General features: G+C 61.1%; 15 protein-coding genes. 7 read left to right on the forward strand and 8 right to left on the reverse strand.

The window, feature by feature from the left end; translation table 11 throughout:
* Positions 1-49: 49 nt before the first annotated feature.
* From AC3ANQ_RS00005 to dnaA, 8 genes are all read right to left on the reverse strand, one after another.
* Entirely contained in the window at positions 50-745 is a 696-nt protein-coding gene (locus AC3ANQ_RS00005; RefSeq protein WP_488303225.1) for a DUF3566 domain-containing protein, read from the reverse strand.
* On the reverse strand, positions 742-3,483 hold the full coding sequence (gyrA, locus tag AC3ANQ_RS00010) for a DNA gyrase subunit A (RefSeq protein WP_488303226.1): 2,742 nt from the start codon (positions 3,481-3,483) through the stop codon (positions 742-744). The genes AC3ANQ_RS00005 and gyrA overlap by 4 nt, the downstream gene beginning before the upstream one ends.
* Positions 3,484-3,545: 62 nt before the next feature.
* Positions 3,546-5,621 (reverse strand): DNA topoisomerase (ATP-hydrolyzing) subunit B, encoded by a 2,076-nt coding sequence (gyrB, locus tag AC3ANQ_RS00015; RefSeq protein ID WP_488303227.1) that lies wholly within the window; start codon positions 5,619-5,621, stop codon positions 3,546-3,548.
* A gap of 397 nt (positions 5,622-6,018) precedes the next feature.
* Entirely contained in the window at positions 6,019-6,573 is a 555-nt protein-coding gene (locus AC3ANQ_RS00020) for a DciA family protein (protein WP_265978184.1), read from the reverse strand.
* Positions 6,560-7,753: a DNA replication/repair protein RecF gene (gene recF / locus AC3ANQ_RS00025; protein ID WP_488303228.1), complete on the reverse strand. Its 1,194-nt coding sequence runs from the start codon at positions 7,751-7,753 to the stop codon at positions 6,560-6,562. Before recF ends, AC3ANQ_RS00020 begins: the two co-directional genes overlap by 14 nt.
* Positions 7,754-7,776: 23 nt before the next feature.
* The gene (gnd, locus tag AC3ANQ_RS00030; protein ID WP_488303229.1) at positions 7,777-8,661 is read right to left on the reverse strand and encodes a phosphogluconate dehydrogenase (NAD(+)-dependent, decarboxylating); all 885 of its coding nucleotides are present in this window, start codon (positions 8,659-8,661) and stop codon (positions 7,777-7,779) included.
* A 93-nt stretch (positions 8,662-8,754) separates the two neighbouring features.
* Positions 8,755-9,879 (reverse strand): DNA polymerase III subunit beta, encoded by a 1,125-nt coding sequence (gene dnaN, locus AC3ANQ_RS00035; protein WP_488303230.1) that lies wholly within the window; start codon positions 9,877-9,879, stop codon positions 8,755-8,757.
* Positions 9,880-10,402: 523 nt separating this feature from the next.
* Complete coding sequence (dnaA, locus tag AC3ANQ_RS00040; protein ID WP_488303231.1) at positions 10,403-11,824, reverse strand: chromosomal replication initiator protein DnaA; 1,422 nt, start codon at positions 11,822-11,824, stop codon at positions 10,403-10,405.
* 459 nt (positions 11,825-12,283) lie between these two features.
* On the opposite strand from dnaA, the gene rpmH reads away from it, so the two are divergent.
* The 7 genes from rpmH (at position 12,284) to AC3ANQ_RS00075 (ending at position 16,628) form a co-directional block, all read left to right on the forward strand.
* Positions 12,284-12,421: a 50S ribosomal protein L34 gene (gene rpmH / locus AC3ANQ_RS00045; RefSeq protein ID WP_011776797.1), complete on the forward strand. Its 138-nt coding sequence runs from the start codon at positions 12,284-12,286 to the stop codon at positions 12,419-12,421.
* Positions 12,422-12,462: 41 nt separating this feature from the next.
* A complete protein-coding gene (rnpA, locus tag AC3ANQ_RS00050; protein WP_488303232.1) occupies positions 12,463-12,870 on the forward strand; it encodes a ribonuclease P protein component in 408 nt (135 codons plus the stop codon).
* Positions 12,863-13,261, forward strand: coding sequence for a membrane protein insertion efficiency factor YidD (gene yidD / locus AC3ANQ_RS00055; RefSeq protein ID WP_395800055.1), 399 nt, complete (start codon positions 12,863-12,865; stop codon positions 13,259-13,261). Before rnpA ends, yidD begins: the two co-directional genes overlap by 8 nt.
* 17 nt (positions 13,262-13,278) lie before the next feature.
* A complete protein-coding gene (gene yidC, locus AC3ANQ_RS00060; protein WP_488303233.1) occupies positions 13,279-14,250 on the forward strand; it encodes a membrane protein insertase YidC in 972 nt (323 codons plus the stop codon).
* Positions 14,250-14,828 (forward strand): Jag family protein, encoded by a 579-nt coding sequence (locus AC3ANQ_RS00065; protein ID WP_488303234.1) that lies wholly within the window; start codon positions 14,250-14,252, stop codon positions 14,826-14,828. The genes yidC and AC3ANQ_RS00065 overlap by 1 nt, the downstream gene beginning before the upstream one ends.
* A gap of 6 nt (positions 14,829-14,834) precedes the next feature.
* Entirely contained in the window at positions 14,835-15,485 is a 651-nt protein-coding gene (gene rsmG / locus AC3ANQ_RS00070; protein ID WP_488303235.1) for a 16S rRNA (guanine(527)-N(7))-methyltransferase RsmG, read from the forward strand.
* A gap of 87 nt (positions 15,486-15,572) precedes the next feature.
* Positions 15,573-16,628 (forward strand): ParA family protein, encoded by a 1,056-nt coding sequence (locus AC3ANQ_RS00075; protein ID WP_488303236.1) that lies wholly within the window; start codon positions 15,573-15,575, stop codon positions 16,626-16,628.
* The last annotated feature ends 64 nt before the right edge of the window (positions 16,629-16,692 follow it).

Below are 16,692 nucleotides of genomic sequence, written 5' to 3' on the forward strand. Positions count from 1 at the left end.
TTTCCACCACTGTTTTTCAGCAGTTTCCCTCTTTTTCCGACCGTTTGGGCTAGTCGTCGGTGAGGGTCACTCCGATGCCACCCACGAGTGTTGCCGAAATGTTATACAGCACGGCGCTCAGCATCGAGAGGGCAGTCAGCAGGACCACATTCACCACGGCAATGATGGTGGCGAAGGAGGCAACCTGTCCGAGAGATGCGACCTTCTTGAGTTCAAAGCCGCCGCTTTCCGAACCTGCGAGCGTGCCCAGAAGGCTGTCCACCTGGTTGAAAATGCCAGTGAGGTCCAGAACGGTCCAGAGAACGATCGCGGCAATCACGGTCACAATGCCCAAGGCAACGGACAGCAGGAATGCCATCTTCAGCACCGACCACGGATCAACTTTGCTGACCAGCAGGCGGGCGCGGCGGACCTTTGCCTTCGGTGCCGGCTTCACAAGCCCCGGATTCCCTGCGGCCGGACGCTGCTGAGACTGCGCGGGCCGCTGGCCGGGTGCAGGACGCTGGCCGGGAACGGCGGGACGCTGCCCTGCCGGGCGCTGCTGACCCTGTGCGGGCCGCTGGCCGGGAACGGCCGGGCGTTGGCCCGGGACCCTTTCCTCGCCAGTTCCTGCCGGGCTCGATGCAGATGCCGCTGGGCGCTGCTGGGGACGGGCCGGTGCGTCTACCCGCGGAGTAGCCGACGGCTGCCGGAATCCTCCAGGGACACCCGTACTCGGCTTGGGATATGAGTCCGAATTGCTCACTCGTTACCTCCGGTGTTGTCTTCGTTCAGCTCGACGCCGGACCCATTACCGGATCCCGCGGCCGATCCCGATTCGGCCGTTGCGGTCGCCTCATCGGCACCGCCGTTTGCAGCCAACGTTACGTCATCGGCCGCCTCGGACAGTCCTTCAAGAGGATTTTCGACACTATTGGCGGCTAAGTCGTTGTCAGCGCCGTCGCCGTGCTCGTCGTCGGTATCCTCGCCATCAAGGCCGCGTTCGCTGTTGCGGGCCACCTCGATGATGCGATCGTTCTTGTCCGGCTTCGCGAAGATGACGCCCATGGTGTCGCGGCCCTTGGCGGGAACGCCAGCCACAGCAGAACGGACAATCTTGCCGCCCTCCATGACCACAAGGACTTCATCTTCCTCGTTGACGATCAGGGCACCGACGAGGTCGCCGCGCTCTTCCTGAAGCTTGGCCACCTTGATGCCCAGGCCGCCACGGCCCTGGAGCCTGTATTCCTCGACGGCAGTGCGCTTAGCGTAGCCGCCTTCGGTCACCACGAACACGAACGAGCCGTCCTGGACGACGTCGGCCGCGAGGAGTTCGTCGTCTTCGCGGAACTTCATGCCGGTCACACCGGAGGTGGCGCGCCCCATGGGACGCAGCGCCTCGTCGGTGGCCGTGAAGCGGATGGACTGACCCTTGCGGGAAACCAAGAGGAGATCGTCGGTTTCGGACACGAGCTGCGCCGAAACGAGCTCGTCCTCATCCCGGAGGTTGATAGCGATGACGCCGGCGGTGCGATTGGTGTCGTAGTCCTCCAGGCGCGTCTTCTTCACGAGGCCGTTCTTGGTGGCGAGCACCAGATACGGGGCTTGCTCATAGTCGCGCAGGTCAAGGACCTGGGCGATGTGCTCGTCCGGCTGGAAGGCCAACAGGTTTGCCACATGCTGGCCCTTAGCGTCGCGTCCGGCCTCGGCAAGTTCGTACGCCTTGGCCCGGTATACGCGGCCCAGGTTGGTGAAGAACAGCAACCAGTGGTGCGTGGTTGTGACGAAGAAGTGCTCCACGACGTCGTCGCCGCGAAGCTGGGCACCCTTGACGCCCTTGCCGCCGCGCTGCTGCGAACGATAGTTGTCGCTCCGGGTGCGCTTGACGTATCCGCCGCGGGTGATGGTGACCACCACTTCTTCCTCGGGGATGAGGTCTTCCATGGACATGTCTCCGTCGAACCCCATGAGGATGTGGGTGCGGCGGTCATCACCGTGCTTGGCCACGATCTCGGCCAGTTCCTGGCTGATGATGTCGCGCTGGCGCTGCTCGGAGGCCAGGATCGAGTTGAACTCCGTGATCATGGCCTCAAGCTCGGAGTGCCTGTCCTGGATCTTCTGCCGTTCCAACGCGGCGAGGCGCCGGAGCTGCATGTCGAGGATGGCGCGGGCCTGAAGCTCGTCGATCTCCAGCAACCCCATCAAGCCATCGCGGGCAGCCTCGGTGGTGTTGGACGCTCGGATGAGCGCGATAACCTCATCCAGCATGTCAAGCGCCTTGAGGAGTGCGCGCAGGATGTGCGCCTCTTCCTCGGCCTTGCGCAGCCGGTAGCGAGTCCGCCGGACAATGACAGTCATCTGGTGGATCACCCAGTGCCGGATGAAGGCGTCCAGGCTTAGGGTGCGGGGTACGCCGTCAACGATCGCCAGCATGTTGGCGCCGAAATTGTCCTGCAGCTGGGTGTGCTTGTAGAGGTTGTTGAGCACAACCTTGGCCACGGCGTCGCGCTTGAGAACAATCACCAGTCGTTGTCCGGTGCGGCCGGACGTCTCGTCGCGGAGGTCCGCGATGCCTTGGATCTTGCCGTCCTTGACGAGTTCGGCGATCTTAATCGCCAGGTTGTCCGGGTTTGCCTGATACGGCAGTTCGGTGACCACCAGGCACGTGCGGCCCTGGAGTTCCTCCACGTTCACCACGGCGCGCATGGTGATGGAGCCGCGGCCCGTGCGGTACGCGTCCTCGATGCCCTTGTGGCCGAGGATGGTGGCCCCGGTCGGGAAGTCCGGGCCCTTGATGCGCAGCAGCAATGCTTCAAGCAGCTCTTCACGGCTCGCCGTTGGGTTGGCCAGATACCACTGCACACCCTCGGCAACCTCGCGGAGGTTGTGGGGCGGAATGTTGGTGGCCATGCCGACGGCGATGCCGGAGGAACCGTTGACCAGCAGGTTGGGGAAACGCGCCGGCAGAATGGTGGGTTCCTGGTTCTTGCCGTCGTAGTTGTCCTGGAAGTCGACCGTTTCCTCGTCGATGTCACGGACCATTTCCATGGCCAGCTGGGCCATCTTGGTTTCCGTGTATCGCGGAGCCGCCGCACCGTCGTTGCCAGGGGAACCGAAGTTGCCCTGGCCCAGCGCCAGCGGATAGCGCATGGTCCAGTCCTGGATGAGGCGGACAAGGGCATCGTAGATCGCGGTGTCACCGTGCGGGTGGTACTGGCCCATGACCTCGCCCACTACACGGGCGCACTTGTTGAAGGAGCGGTCCGGGCGGTAGCCGCCGTCGAACATCGCGTAGAGCACTCGGCGGTGGACCGGCTTCAAGCCGTCGCGGACGTCCGGAAGAGCACGGCCAACGATAACGGCCATCGCATAGTCCAAGTAGGAACGCTGCATCTCCGTCTGGAGGTCCACCTGGTCTACGCGGTCGGTCAGGACATCGCCCTCAAGTACGGGTTCCGGAATGCCGGCCGACTCAGCGGGAACCTCGGGTGTTTCTTCACTCATAGTTTATGATTTCCGTTTCAGGTATATGTCAGTTCTGGAATATTCCTAGGGCCTTGAAGTCCCTAGATATCCAGGAACCTGACATCCTTGGCGTTCTGCTGAATGAAATTCCGGCGCGATTCCACGTCCTCACCCATCAGCACGGAGAAGGTCTGGTCCGCTGCCAGGGCATCGTCCATGGTGACTTGCAGGAGCGTGCGGTGGTCCGGATCCATGGTGGTGTCCCAGAGCTCGGTGTAGTCCATTTCACCGAGGCCCTTGTAACGCTGGATGCCGTTGTCCTTCGGGATTCGGCGGCCAGCGGCCTGGCCGGAGACCAGCTTGGCATCACGTTCACGGTCGCTGTAGACATAGTCGTGAGGGGCGTTCGACCACTTGATGCGGTACAACGGCGGCTGGGCGAGGTAGACGTAGCCGTTCTCAATCAGCGGCCGCATGTAGCGGAAGAGCAAGGTCATGAGCAGCGTGGTGATGTGCTGGCCGTCCACGTCTGCGTCGGCCATGAGGACGATCTTGTGGTAACGCAGCTTGGAGATGTCGAAGTCCTCGCCGATGCCCGTGCCGAAGGCTGTGATCATGGACTGGACTTCATTGTTGCCGAGGGCCTTGTCCAGGCGTGCGCGTTCCACGTTCAGGATCTTGCCACGCAATGGCAGGATGGCCTGGGTTTCGGGGTTGCGTCCACGCTTGGCCGAACCACCGGCGGAGTCACCCTCCACGAGGTAGACCTCGCAGCGCGCGGGGTCCTTGGAGGAACAGTCGGAAAGTTTGCCCGGCATGCCGAAGGATTCCAGGGGGCTCTTGCGACGTGCGTTGTCGCGGGCCTTGCGGGCAGCCATACGCGCTTGGGCAGCCTGGACAGCCTTGCGGATGACGTCGCGGGCCGGGCCGGGATTGCGCTCCAACCAGTCGCCAAGCTGGTCGGTGACCACGCGTTGGACGAAGCCCTTGACCTCGGAGTTGCCCAGTTTGGTCTTGGTCTGCCCCTCGAACTGGGGCTCGGACAACTTCACCGAGATGACCGCTGTGAGCCCCTCACGGATGTCGTCACCAGTGAGGTTGTCTTCTTTTTCCTTGATGATGGTTTTCTCACGCGCGTAGCGGTTGATGAGCGAGGTCATCGCAGCGCGGAAACCTTCTTCGTGGGTGCCGCCCTCGTGCGTGTTGATGGTGTTCGCGTAAGTGTGGACACTCTCTGAATAGGCCGTGGTCCACTGCATCGCGACCTCGACGGCGATGTGCCGCTCAGTGTCTTCGGTTTCGAAGGCGATAACGTCCTCGTGGACGATGTCCACCTTCTTGCTTGAGTTCAAGTGCTTCACGTAGTCGAGCAGACCGTCGTTGTACTGGTAAACGACCGTGCGGTGTTCTGCCGCCACTTCGCCGTCAGTAGCTACTGCGTCAAGATCCAGGTCATCGTCGCCGGCCCCTGCCACAGGACGCTCGTCCGTGAGGGTGATGCGCAGGCCCTTGTTGAGGAAGGCCATTTGCTGGAAGCGTGCACGGAGAGTCTCGAAATCGAAATCGGTGCTCTCGAAGATGGTGCCGTCCGGGTAGAACGTCTGGGACGTTCCGGTCTGATCGGTTGCTTCGCCCTGGACGAGCCCGCCCTGCGGCTTGCCGCCGTCGGCGAAAGTCATCCGCCAAACGTGGCCCTGGCGACGCACCTCGGTGTCTACCCTGCGTGAAAGCGCGTTGACGACTGAAATACCGACGCCATGGAGGCCACCGGACACAGCATAGCCACTGCCGCCGAACTTACCGCCCGCGTGCAGAATGGTCATGACAACTTCAACGGTCGGCTTCTTCTCGGTAGGGTGCATATCCACCGGGATGCCGCGGCCGTCGTCCACGACCTTCACGCCGCCGTCGGCCTGGAGGGTCACTTCAATGTGGCTGCAGTACCCGGCAAGAGCCTCGTCCACCGAGTTGTCCACCACTTCGTACACCAAGTGATGGAGGCCGCGCGGGCCTGTGGATCCGATGTACATACCGGGGCGCTTGCGCACCGCTTCGAGACCCTCAAGCACGGTAATGTCGCTTGCACCGTACTCCCTGGACCCTGAGGGTGTGTCAGGCTTATGGGCGTTCTCCTTCGCGGGCTCTACTGCCAAGGTCTCTGCATTGTCGTTAGCCACAGGCGCTTTCGACTCCTCCGTGTTCGATGGTCGCCAGCCGTCACCGCACCAAGGAAGCACGTCCGTCAGGACACACCACAGGGATACGGCAGCCGCCAACAGGGACGTCACTGCTAACGCCGGTTACTCCGTGACTGGCGGATCCGCTTTTACATTGCTGTTTCAGCGAAGCCAATCAACGTTCACCGGCGCCCAGTTGTCTATGCCGATTCTATCGTGACTGAGCGCCGTTCCTTGCAAAACCCGGCCCTAATGCTCACGAATGTACCTGTGGGAGGCCGCTGGCCCCATCTTGAAGCCATCAAAAGAGCACCCTCTAGGGAGCTATACGGTCCGGGGAGGTTTCTCGCCCCTGTGCGCCGTTCAAGGAAACCGGCTGACGCGGGTGCCCGGGAAGTTACCCGTAGGTATCCCGGGGGCCTCGTCCATTGACGCTCCGGCCGCCCTTTCGCCAGTTGGGTGCGGTTGGCGCGAGCACCTGAATAGACGTCACCACACCGTCGCCGAGCTCCCTCCGGAACATCTCCAGAAGGCTCGTACTCAGGAGCCGCAGTTGCGTCGCCCAGGCCGTGGAATCACAGCGGACGTGAAGCGTGGTGTCGGTAAAGCTCTCAGGGGTGCAATGCGCCGAAATTTCCGGACCCACCAGGGCGTCCCATTCCGCCATCACGGAACCGACAGCCACGGGGGACGTCCAACCCCGTTCAGCGACGAGCCTCCCCACGACTTTCCCCAAACCAAGCGGGTCCCGCCCACTGCCATGGAATTGGCTGAATCCACGGGTATCACGGACACCTTTCCGTTTCGGAGCGGCACCGGTACGTGGCGCAGCACGCCGGATTTCGCCCCGTGCGGCGGCCGCTTCGCGCATCCGGTTCAGGGCCGATTGGGCAGCGTCAATCTCGTCAGGGTCCCTGCCCGGCTGGCGTCCGCCGGGGCTATCCTTCTCCATCAATGCCTCCGGGCACTACCTTCACGCGCCGCCCAGCCAGTTCCTCGGGAATGTCGGCGTCGACAGCGGCCGTCACCAACACCTGTTCGGCGCCGGCCACTATTGCAGCCAGTTTACGCCTGCGCTCCACGTCCAGTTCGGCGAACACGTCGTCAAGAATGAGGATCGGGGCGGAACCGCCCGTACGCGTGTCATCGAGCATGACGTAGTAGGAGGCGAGGCGCAGGGAAAGGCACATGGACCACGTTTCGCCATGGGAGGCATAGCCCTTGGCCGGAGCTTGCCCTAGAACCAATTCGAGTTCGTCGCGGTGGGGTCCAACCAAGGAAATCCCGCGTTCCAACTCCTTGCGGCGCGATGCGGCGAAGGCCTGGACATAGCGCTCGGTGAGCTGTTCCACGGAAAGCGAGCGGAGGTCCTCAACCCCGTCCGAACCTTCATCCATGCGCTCGGCGGGACCGCCGTCGTCGTCCAACACCCCCTGAATGGTGGAGCGGTAAACCGCGCCGGCTTCCTTGTTGCCATCCGTCAGTTGCGCGTAAGCGTTCCTGAGGTGGGGGCGGAGCCGCTCCACGAGTTCCAGCCGTGCGTGCAGGAGCTCCGCGCCGGCCCGGGCCATGTGCTGGTCCCAGACATCAAGGGTTGCTTCATGGGCCGAGGTGAACTTTCCGGTGCGGGCCGATTTCAGGAGGGCGTTACGTTGTTTAAGCACGCGATCGTAGTCGCTCCGGGTCGCCGCGTGAACCGGCATGAGACTGACCAGAAGTTCATCGAGGAAGCGCCGGCGGTTGGACGGATCACCCTTGACCAAGGCGAGATCCTCAGGGGCGAACAGCACCGTGTGGCAAATCCCCAGGATGTCGCGGGCGCGCACCGGATTCCCGCGATTGATCCGCCCACGATTGGCGCGCCCCGCATTGATTTCAAGTTCTACCACCGTCGATTGTTCGCCGCTAACAAATTTCGCGCGAATCAAAGCCCGTTCGGTGCCGAAGCGCAATAGGGGCGCATCCGTACTGACCCGGTGCGAGCTCAGTGTGGCCAGGTATCCAATGGCTTCCATGAGGTTCGTCTTGCCGATGCCATTGGATCCCACCAGGACAGTGACGCCGGGGCCGAGCTTGAGGTCAACCTGCGCGTAACTGCGGAAATCGGTGAGGGAAAGATGTTCGAGGTACACGCGTACTGCTGGTTGCCCTGGGCCTAGTTGGCCGGACGGGTGGCGTGTCCGCCGAACTGATTGCGCAGCGCCGAAACCATCTTCATGGCCGGTGAGCTGTCCTCCCTGGAGGAGAAGCGGGCGAAGAGCGCAGCGGTAATGGCCGGCGCCGGAACCGCGTTGGCGATGGCCTCTTCGACGGTCCAGCGTCCCTCGCCTGAATCTTCGACGTAGTCGCCAATGGAGGCCAGGCCCGGGTCTTCATCCAAAGCCTTGACCATGAGGTCCAACAGCCACGAACGGACAACCGTGCCCTTTTGCCAGGCGCGGAAGGTGCCGGGAAGATCTTTGATGATGTCCTTGGCCGCCAGCAGTTCGTAACCTTCGGCGTAGGCCTGCATCAGACCGTATTCGATGCCGTTGTGCACCATCTTGGCGTAGTGGCCTGCACCCACGCCGCCCACGTGGACGAAGCTGTCGGCACGTTCGCCTTCGGGGCGGAGCGCATCGAATACCGGCATAGCGAGTTCGATGTCTTCATCTGCGCCACCTGCCATGAGTCCGTAGCCGTTTCGCAGGCCCCAGACGCCACCGGAAACACCGCAATCGGCAAACCGAATGTCCTTGGATGCCAGGAACGCCGCATGCTTCTGGTCTTCGGTAAAGCGTGAGTTACCGCCGTCGATCACCATGTCTCCGGGAGAGAGCTTCTCGCCAAGTTCGCTGATCACGGCATCGGTGATGTCGCCGGATGGAACCATGACCCAGACCAGTCGCGGCGCTGGAAGCGCGGCAATGAGTGCATCGATGGAAGCAACGTCTGCGACGTCGGGATTGCGGTCAAAGCCAGTGACTTCGATCCCGCCGTTCCGCATGCGTTCGCGCATGTTGAAACCCATTTTTCCAAGGCCGATCAGTCCGATGTGCACGGTGTGAACTCTTTCCTGGGTTGGTGGTTGTGGTGTCCCGACTGGCTCGCATTTGTTGTCGTTTTGGGCGCCGGGAACGACAACAACTGCTAGCTAGTTGGGCAGGCGGACGGGCATCACGAGGTAGCGGTAGTCGCCCTTGTCATCGCCGTCGGCGTCAACCTGGGCAGTGATCATGGCCGGCTTGGGCGCTGTGGTGAAGGAGAAACGCACGAACTTGGTTTCTATGACACCCAGGCCTTCCACGAGGTAGTGCGGGTTGAAGGCTACCGTGATGTCTTCGCCGCTGAGCTGGGCTTCCAGTTCCTCAGATGCCTGGGCGTCTTCGCCAGTGCCGGCGTCGAGGCTCAGCTGGCCTTGGGTGAACGCCAAGCGGACCGGGGTGTTTCGTTCGGCGACCAAGGAAACGCGGCGAACAGCTTCGACAAGCTCCTGCGTCTGGACGGTTGCGTGGATCGGCGTGGAATCCGGGAACAATGAGCGGATCTTGGGGTAGTCGCCGTCTACGAGCAAGGACGTGGTGGTGCGCCCGCCGCTTTCGAAGCCAATCAGGCGGCTGTCGTCATTAGCGAGGGCGAGGTGGATGTCACCGCTGCCACCAAGGGTCTTCGCCACTTCATTGAGAGTCTTGGACTTCACCAAGGCACTGGTGGAAATTCCTGGGGTAACAGGCTTCCACGGTACCTCCCGCATGGCGAGGCGGTACCGGTCCGTCGCGAGGAGGGTGATCATGTCATCCTCGATCTCCATCCGGACACCGGTGAGGATCGGCAAGGTGTCGTCCTTGCTGGCCGCGATGATGACCTGGGAAACGGCCTGGGCGAAGGCGTCGCCTGGCAAGGTTCCACTGATAGCGGGAAGTGCGGGAAGCGGCGGGTATTCGGATTCCGGCATCGTGGCGAGGTGGAAGCTGCTTCGACGGCATGTCAGGGTGACCCTGCTGCCATCGGTTTCGATTTCGACGGGCGCCGATGGAAGGCTGCGGCAGATATCGGCCAAGAGGCGCCCGGAAACCAGGATTGTTCCCTCGGTGGTGATGTCGGCGGGAATCTCAAGACGGGCAGAGGTCTCGTAGTCAAAGCTCGAGAGGCTCACTGTTCCGGCTTCTGCCTTGAGCAAGAGGCCTGAAAGGACCGGGACGGGCGGCCGCGGAGACAACGACCGGGCTGTCCACGTAACGGCTTCTGCCAGGACATCCCGCTCGACTCTGAACTTCACGGAAGGGTGCCGCCTTTCATTGCTGCTGCCAGTGTTCCACCGGAAACTCCCCAGGAGCCCCGAAAACCAGCGTCCGAAACCCGAAAGCTGCACGGCCCGCGGTAAGCGAACTACAAAGCAGCGCCAAGGATGGACGCGATGCAGACAGCTTAGCCGGAAGTTCGGGCATTAACCCATCCCCGGTCTGCTGGCTCGTGGTTCAGAGCAGCCCCGGGCTGCGACGGTGAGTGAGCGGAAGGAGATTGTTATTTGAGGGAATTCATTTTTTTGGGATTAGTAGTGTTAATAACCCCTGTGGAAACTGTGGATAACTGCTCCTGGACCCGCAGTTCCGCGGTTAAGGCCTGTTCACGATGTGTGGGTGACTGGGTTTTAAACAGGGTGTGGACGTGGATAACCCCCAGGCCCGTTTTTGACGATCCACAGATGCCTTAAGGGTTTTAAGCCCATTAACCGCGCTTGTCCCCTTAAGTATCCACAGGCTTATCCACATGTGCCTGTTAATAAGGTATGTAGTGGCGGCTTACGAATCGCGCTGTTGCTGTTTGATGCGGTTGGTCAGCTCTGTCACCTGGTTGTAGATCACACGGCGCTCGGCCATGAGTTCGCGGATCTTGCGGTCGGCGTGGATCACCGTGGTGTGGTCGCGGCCGCCAAGCTCCTGACCGATCTTGGGTAGGGACATATCCGTAAGCTCACGGCACAGATACATGGCGATCTGCCGCGCGGTCACCAAGGTGCGGGTACGGGACTTGCTGCAAAGCTCTTCCATGCTGAGCTTGAAGTACTCGGCCGTCTGCTTCAGGATCTGGTCAGCCGTGATCTCCTGGGCGCCGTCGTCGGTGATCAAGTCCTTCAGGACCATTTCGGCGAGGGCTACATCCACGGCCTGGCGGTTGAGGCTGGCGAACGCAGTGACGCGGATCAGCGCGCCTTCGAGCTCGCGGATGTTGCTGGAGATCTTGGAAGCGATGTATTCCAGGGCGTCGTCGGGGGCCGACAAACCCTCGCTCTGTGCCTTTTTGCGGAGGATGGCGATGCGGGTTTCGAGTTCCGGAGGCTGGATATCGGTCAGCAGGCCCCACTCGAAACGGGACTTCATGCGGTCTTCGAAGCCCGCCAGCTGCTTGGGCGGAAGGTCAGAGGTGATGACCACTTGCTTGTTGTTGTTGTGCAAGGCGTTGAAGGTGTGGAAGAACTCTTCAAGCGTCCGGTCCTTGCCTGCAAGGAACTGGATGTCGTCAATCAGCAGCACATCGACGTTGCGGTAGGTGGTCTTGAAGCTGGCACCCTCGTCGTCGCGGATGGAGTTGATGAAGTCGTTGGTGAACTCTTCGGAATTCACGTAGCGCACACGGATGCCGCTGTAGAGCCTGCGGGCATAGTGGCCGATCGCGTGCAGCAGGTGCGTCTTGCCCAGCCCGGAATCACCGTAGATGAACAGCGGGTTGTAGGCCTTGGCGGGCGCTTCGGCAACCGCGACGGCAGCAGCATGGGCAAAGCGGTTGGACGAACCGATCACGAAGGTGTCAAAGACGTACTTCGGATTCAGGCGGCCAAATTCGTGCGAAGTACTCGGCGGGGTGGGCTGCGGCTTCAGCTCCACGGCCAAGTCGTTCGCGGAAGAGAGTTCGACGGCGGGGGCCGGCTCTTCGTGGATGGGCACCAAGTCTGTGTCGACGTCGATGGCGCACCGGATGTCATCGGAAAAGACATTGCGAAGGGCGTCGTCGAGGGCGTCCTTGACTTGCGTCTGGAGAACCTCTCGGGTCAGCTCATTGGGTACGGCCACCAGGAGGGTGGAGCCGATCAGGCCTTGCGCCTGGGCGAGGATAACGAAACCACGTTGCCGGGGCGTGACACGATCGTCTTGTTCCAGCAGGCTCAGCACCTGCCGCCAGGAACTTCCGACCGTGTTGGCGTGGTTGGCGTCGTCTACCGTCATCAATTGGTTCCCTCGAGTGCTTGCTTGCCTGGATTGCGGCAGCCGAAAGGTCCAAACCATGAGTGGATTTCGAACCGAATCCACAGGGTTATGCACAGTCCGTGGATAATCGGCTACTGAGCCACTCTAGGGGATGGAAACCCCAGAAGATAGCTGGGAAGAAGCTTGTGGATAATTACACGGTTGTGGTTCTAAAACGGGCCCTGTGAGCCACTTCATCCACAGGCTGTTGGGTGTAGTTAGCCACAGTTGGGGATAACGGGCCGCGCGGCTCCCGGTTTGACCTGGGAGGTCTTTTTGCCCTAACGTTGTGAAGTCCTATGTGTCCGCTTTTCGACCACCCGCACCTCCGGTAAATCCGGCGTTGGGCGGCGGCGGATACACAAATAAACTTAGCGTCGGCCAGTTCTTCCCCTTTTGATCGGGTGGGCGCACCTTTGATCCACTGGAGTAACTAACGTGAGCAAGCGGACTTTTCAGCCGAATAACCGCCGTCGGGCTAAGAAGCATGGCTTCCGCCTTCGTATGCGCACCCGTGCCGGCCGCGCCATCTTGGCCGCCCGTCGTGGCAAGGGCCGCGTCGAACTGTCGGCCTAAATAACTGACTCGTCGGTCAGTCTCCCAAGCGAGTCAAATAGGTGCTAGCCACCCGTAACCGTCTACGGACTTCAACCGACTTTTCAACAACTGTACGTTCCGGCGTCCGCAATGGACGCCGGAACTTAGTGTTATATACGGCACCTATTGGCGCCGGAGAACCGAGCCGCATCGGCTTCATCGTTTCCAAAGCTGTCGGGAACGCTGTGACCAGGAACCTCGTTAAGAGGAGACTGAGAGAAGCAGGTGCTTTGTCTTTGAATAGGCATGGCACGGGTCTTGCTGTTGTTGTCCGGGCGCTGCCCGCGGCTGCGACGGCGAGCTGGGACCAGCTGCTGACGGATTACAACGCCGCCTTGGCGGCAACCACGAAACGGCTCGGCGGATCCTCTCCGCAGGTTGTTTCGCCCACCCAGGGCACCACAACGGAAGGGACACCGCGTGCATGAGCTGAGCTCCGCCGTCGTCCGCTTCTTTAGAGTCTCTCCGAGGATCCTTGGAACATTTCTTTGGGAGCTGCCGCGCAACGTCCTCATCATCTTGCTGAAGACGTATCGCCGGATCATCTCTCCCTTATACGGCCAGGTGTGCCGATTCTTCCCATCCTGCTCGGCTTATGCCCTCGAAGCGGTGACGGTACATGGTGCCGTCAAAGGGAGTTGGCTCGCAGCGCGACGCCTAGCGCGTTGCCACCCCTGGAACGCCGGCGGCGTGGACCACGTCCCCGCCGGACATCGTCACTGGCCCGAAGGCCAGACGCCCACAATTGTTGTACTGAACAACCCGGACCAGTTCCTGGCTGTGCGGTCTGATGAAGACGGTCGCCGTACAGCGGCCTGAGGAAATAGGGAAAACGTATGGACATCTTTGGAACAATTCTGGCCCCGTTCAAGTGGCTTGTGTCCGCGATCATGCTGGGGTTCCACGACGGCCTGAGCTTCATTGGCCTGCCCGCGGCGAATGGTTGGACGTGGACGCTGTCCATCATCGGCTTGGTGCTGGTGATCCGCGCTGCTCTTATCCCTGTGTTCGTCAAGCAAATCAAGGCACAGCGGGGCATGCAGCTGCTTCAGCCCGATCTGAAGAAGATGCAGGCGAAGTACAAGGGCAAGACTGACCAGCTCTCGCGACAGGCGATGGCTCAGGAACAGATGGCGCTGTACAAGAAGCACGGCACCAACCCGTTCTCCGCGTGTTTGCCCATGCTGATCCAGATGCCGTTCTTCTTCGCGCTGTTCCAAGTGCTTTCCGGAATCAGTGCTGCTAAGGAAGCTGGCCAAGGCATCGGTGCGCTGAGCCACGAGCAAGTGGTCCAGTTCGACCAGTCCAGCATCTTCGGGGCTCCCCTGTCCGCGACGCTCCTTCACGGCACACCTGCGGGCGGCGACGTTGTGGCGGTGTGGGTCCTGTCGATTGTGATGATTCTCGCCATGACGGCTTCGCAGTTCATCACGCAGAAGCAGATCATGGCCAAGAACATGTCCGAAGAGGCCATGGCCAGCCCGTTCATGCGTCAGCAGAAGATGATGCTCTACATCCTGCCGGTCGTCTTCGGTGTGGGTGGCATCAACTTCCCGATTGGTGTGCTCATCTACTGGACCACTACCAACCTGTGGACTATGGGCCAGCAGTTCTTTGTCATCCGCCGCATGCCGACGCCGGGATCCCCCGCAGCCAAGGCACTTGCTGAGCGTCGCGCCGCCAAGGGCTTGCCGTCTATCCCGCTCCTGGGCGGGAAGAAGGACGCCGACGTCGCTGCCGAAGTGGCCGCCGTCGAACTCAGGGCACAGCGCATCCAGCCACAACGTAAGAACAGGAAGAAGAAGTAATGTCTGTTGAAAGCACCGAAGAGGCAACGGCCGCTGGGGCCACCGAGGAACTGGCAGAGGCCACGGTAGAAACTGCCGCTGGGGACGAGTCCACCGGAACTAGCTCTTCCGTGAGCCGTCTTGAGGAAGAGGGCGACGTCGCCGCAGACTACCTTGAGGAACTCCTGGACATTGCCGACATCGACGGCGACATCGACATCGAGATCCGCAATGGCCGTACCTACATCTCCATCGCGGCCGAAGGCGATTCCGCGGGTCTTGAGAGCCTTGTAGGCCGCGACGGTGAGGTGCTCGAGGCCCTTCAGGAGCTTGCTCGCCTCTCTGTACTGTCTGCAACCGAGAACCGATCGCGCCTGGTGCTGGACATCAACGGTTACCGTAAAGAGCGTGCCGGCGATCTGCTGCAGATTGCCGAAGATGCTGTCGCCAAAGTCAAGGAGACTGGCGCTTCAGTGGCCCTCGAACCGATGAGCGCCTACGAACGCAAAATTGTGCACGACGCCGTTGCGGACCTCGGCTTTGTTTCTGAGTCCGAGGGCGAAGGCGCTGGCCGCCACATCGTGGTTTCGGCCGACTAACGGATCATGGTTGAAATTACGGCGGCCGAGCTGCAGGCGGCAGAGAAGATTTTCGGTGACCGTCTGGGTCTGGCCCAACGGTACGTAGAACATTTGGCGACGTCGGGAACCGAGCGCGGGCTGATCGGCCCGCGTGAAGTTCCCCGCCTCTGGAGCCGGCATGTCCTCAACTGTGCCGTCATCGAGTCGGCCATAGCCCACGGAAGCCACGTTGCGGACGTTGGTTCAGGCGCCGGGCTTCCCGGCTTGTGCTTGGCGATTGCACGTCCCGACCTTGAACTCACGCTGATCGAACCTCTGGAACGCCGGGTTATCTGGCTCCAGGAAGTTGTGGATGATCTGGGGCTGGGCAACGTCACCGTTATGCGAACCCGGGCTGAGCTCGCGGTGGGAATGGTCAACGCTGACGTTGTCACTGCGCGGGCAGTCTCTGCTTTGTCCAAGCTGGCTGGACTCACCATTCCCTTGCTCAACGGCAAGGGTGAAGTGGTCGCGATCAAGGGCCGCAGCGCGGCCGAAGAGATTGACCAAGCAGCCAAGGTTATCCGCAGGCTCGGAGGCGTGGAAACTTCCGTTGTGGTTTGTGGACAGGAACTTTTGGAGGAACCCACCACAGTGGTGAGGATCGTCGTCAACAAACAGCGGAAGATCGCTTAGCTTTCGGCGCTGTGTCCCGCGTGTCCGCAGCTGAGCGGTTAAGCTAGAGAACGGCAGCTAGAGCCGAATGAGAGTGAGAGTGTGACAGTGGGCAGTAGCGAAACCTCCACGCAGCGGATCCCGCCATTTATTTCCCTGGGGTCCGCGCGGGCAATGGCTGCGCCCTCGGCGTCGTTTGAATCTGCGCTAATGCGCACTAATTTGGTTGCAAATGCCGCTGTTTCACGTGAAACATTGATTGTTGGAAGCGACAACGTCATGGACTCCATCGACGACTCCAGCCCGATTGCGCGCCAGCTCGCGAACGAGACCCGACGCCGGGAACGGCTGTTGGGACGCGAACTTCCCAAGCCGGAGAAGACTCGTATTTTCACGGTCTCCAATCAAAAAGGCGGGGTGGGAAAGACCACCACTACGGTAAACATCGCCGCCGCTCTGGCTTCCGCAGGACTCAATGTCCTGGTGATCGACATAGACCCACAGGGCAATGCATCCACCGCTCTCGGCATTGAGCACCACGCCGATGTCGACAGTATCTACGATGTTCTGATCAATGACCTGCCCCTGCGCGAGGTCGTGGCTCCTTGCCCCGACATTCCCAATCTCATCTGTGCACCGGCTACGATTCACCTCGCCGGCGCTGAAATTGAGTTGGTCTCCCTTGTTGCGCGTGAGCAGCGTCTGCGCCGTGCAATAGAGGTGTACTCGAAGGAACGCGCGAAGAATGGTGAAGGCCGCTTGGACTTCATCTTCATCGACTGCCCGCCGAGCCTGGGCCTGCTGACCGTCAACGCTTTCTGCGCGGCCAGCGAGGTACTCATTCCCATCCAGTGCGAGTACTACGCCTTGGAAGGCCTTAGCCAGCTCCTCAAGAACATCGAAATGATCCAGAAGCACCTCAACGCGGATCTGGTGGTTTCCACTATTCTGCTGACGATGTATGACGGCCGCACGAATCTTGCCGCTCAGGTAGCGTCGGAAGTCCGCCAGCATTTCCCGGAGCAGGTTCTCGGAGCTGTGGTTCCGCGCTCTGTGCGAATCTCAGAAGCCCCGAGCTACCAACAGACGGTGATGACTTACGATCCGTCATCCAGCGGCGCGTTGTCCTACATGGAAGCCGCCACGGAAATCGCCGAGCGCTAGACTTTCTGAATCACTGCAACATCCTTGGCGGGCTCCATTCTTGCCATTCCACCGGAGGGACATA

Source organism: Arthrobacter sp. DMZ02-1R, from assembly GCF_057747935.1.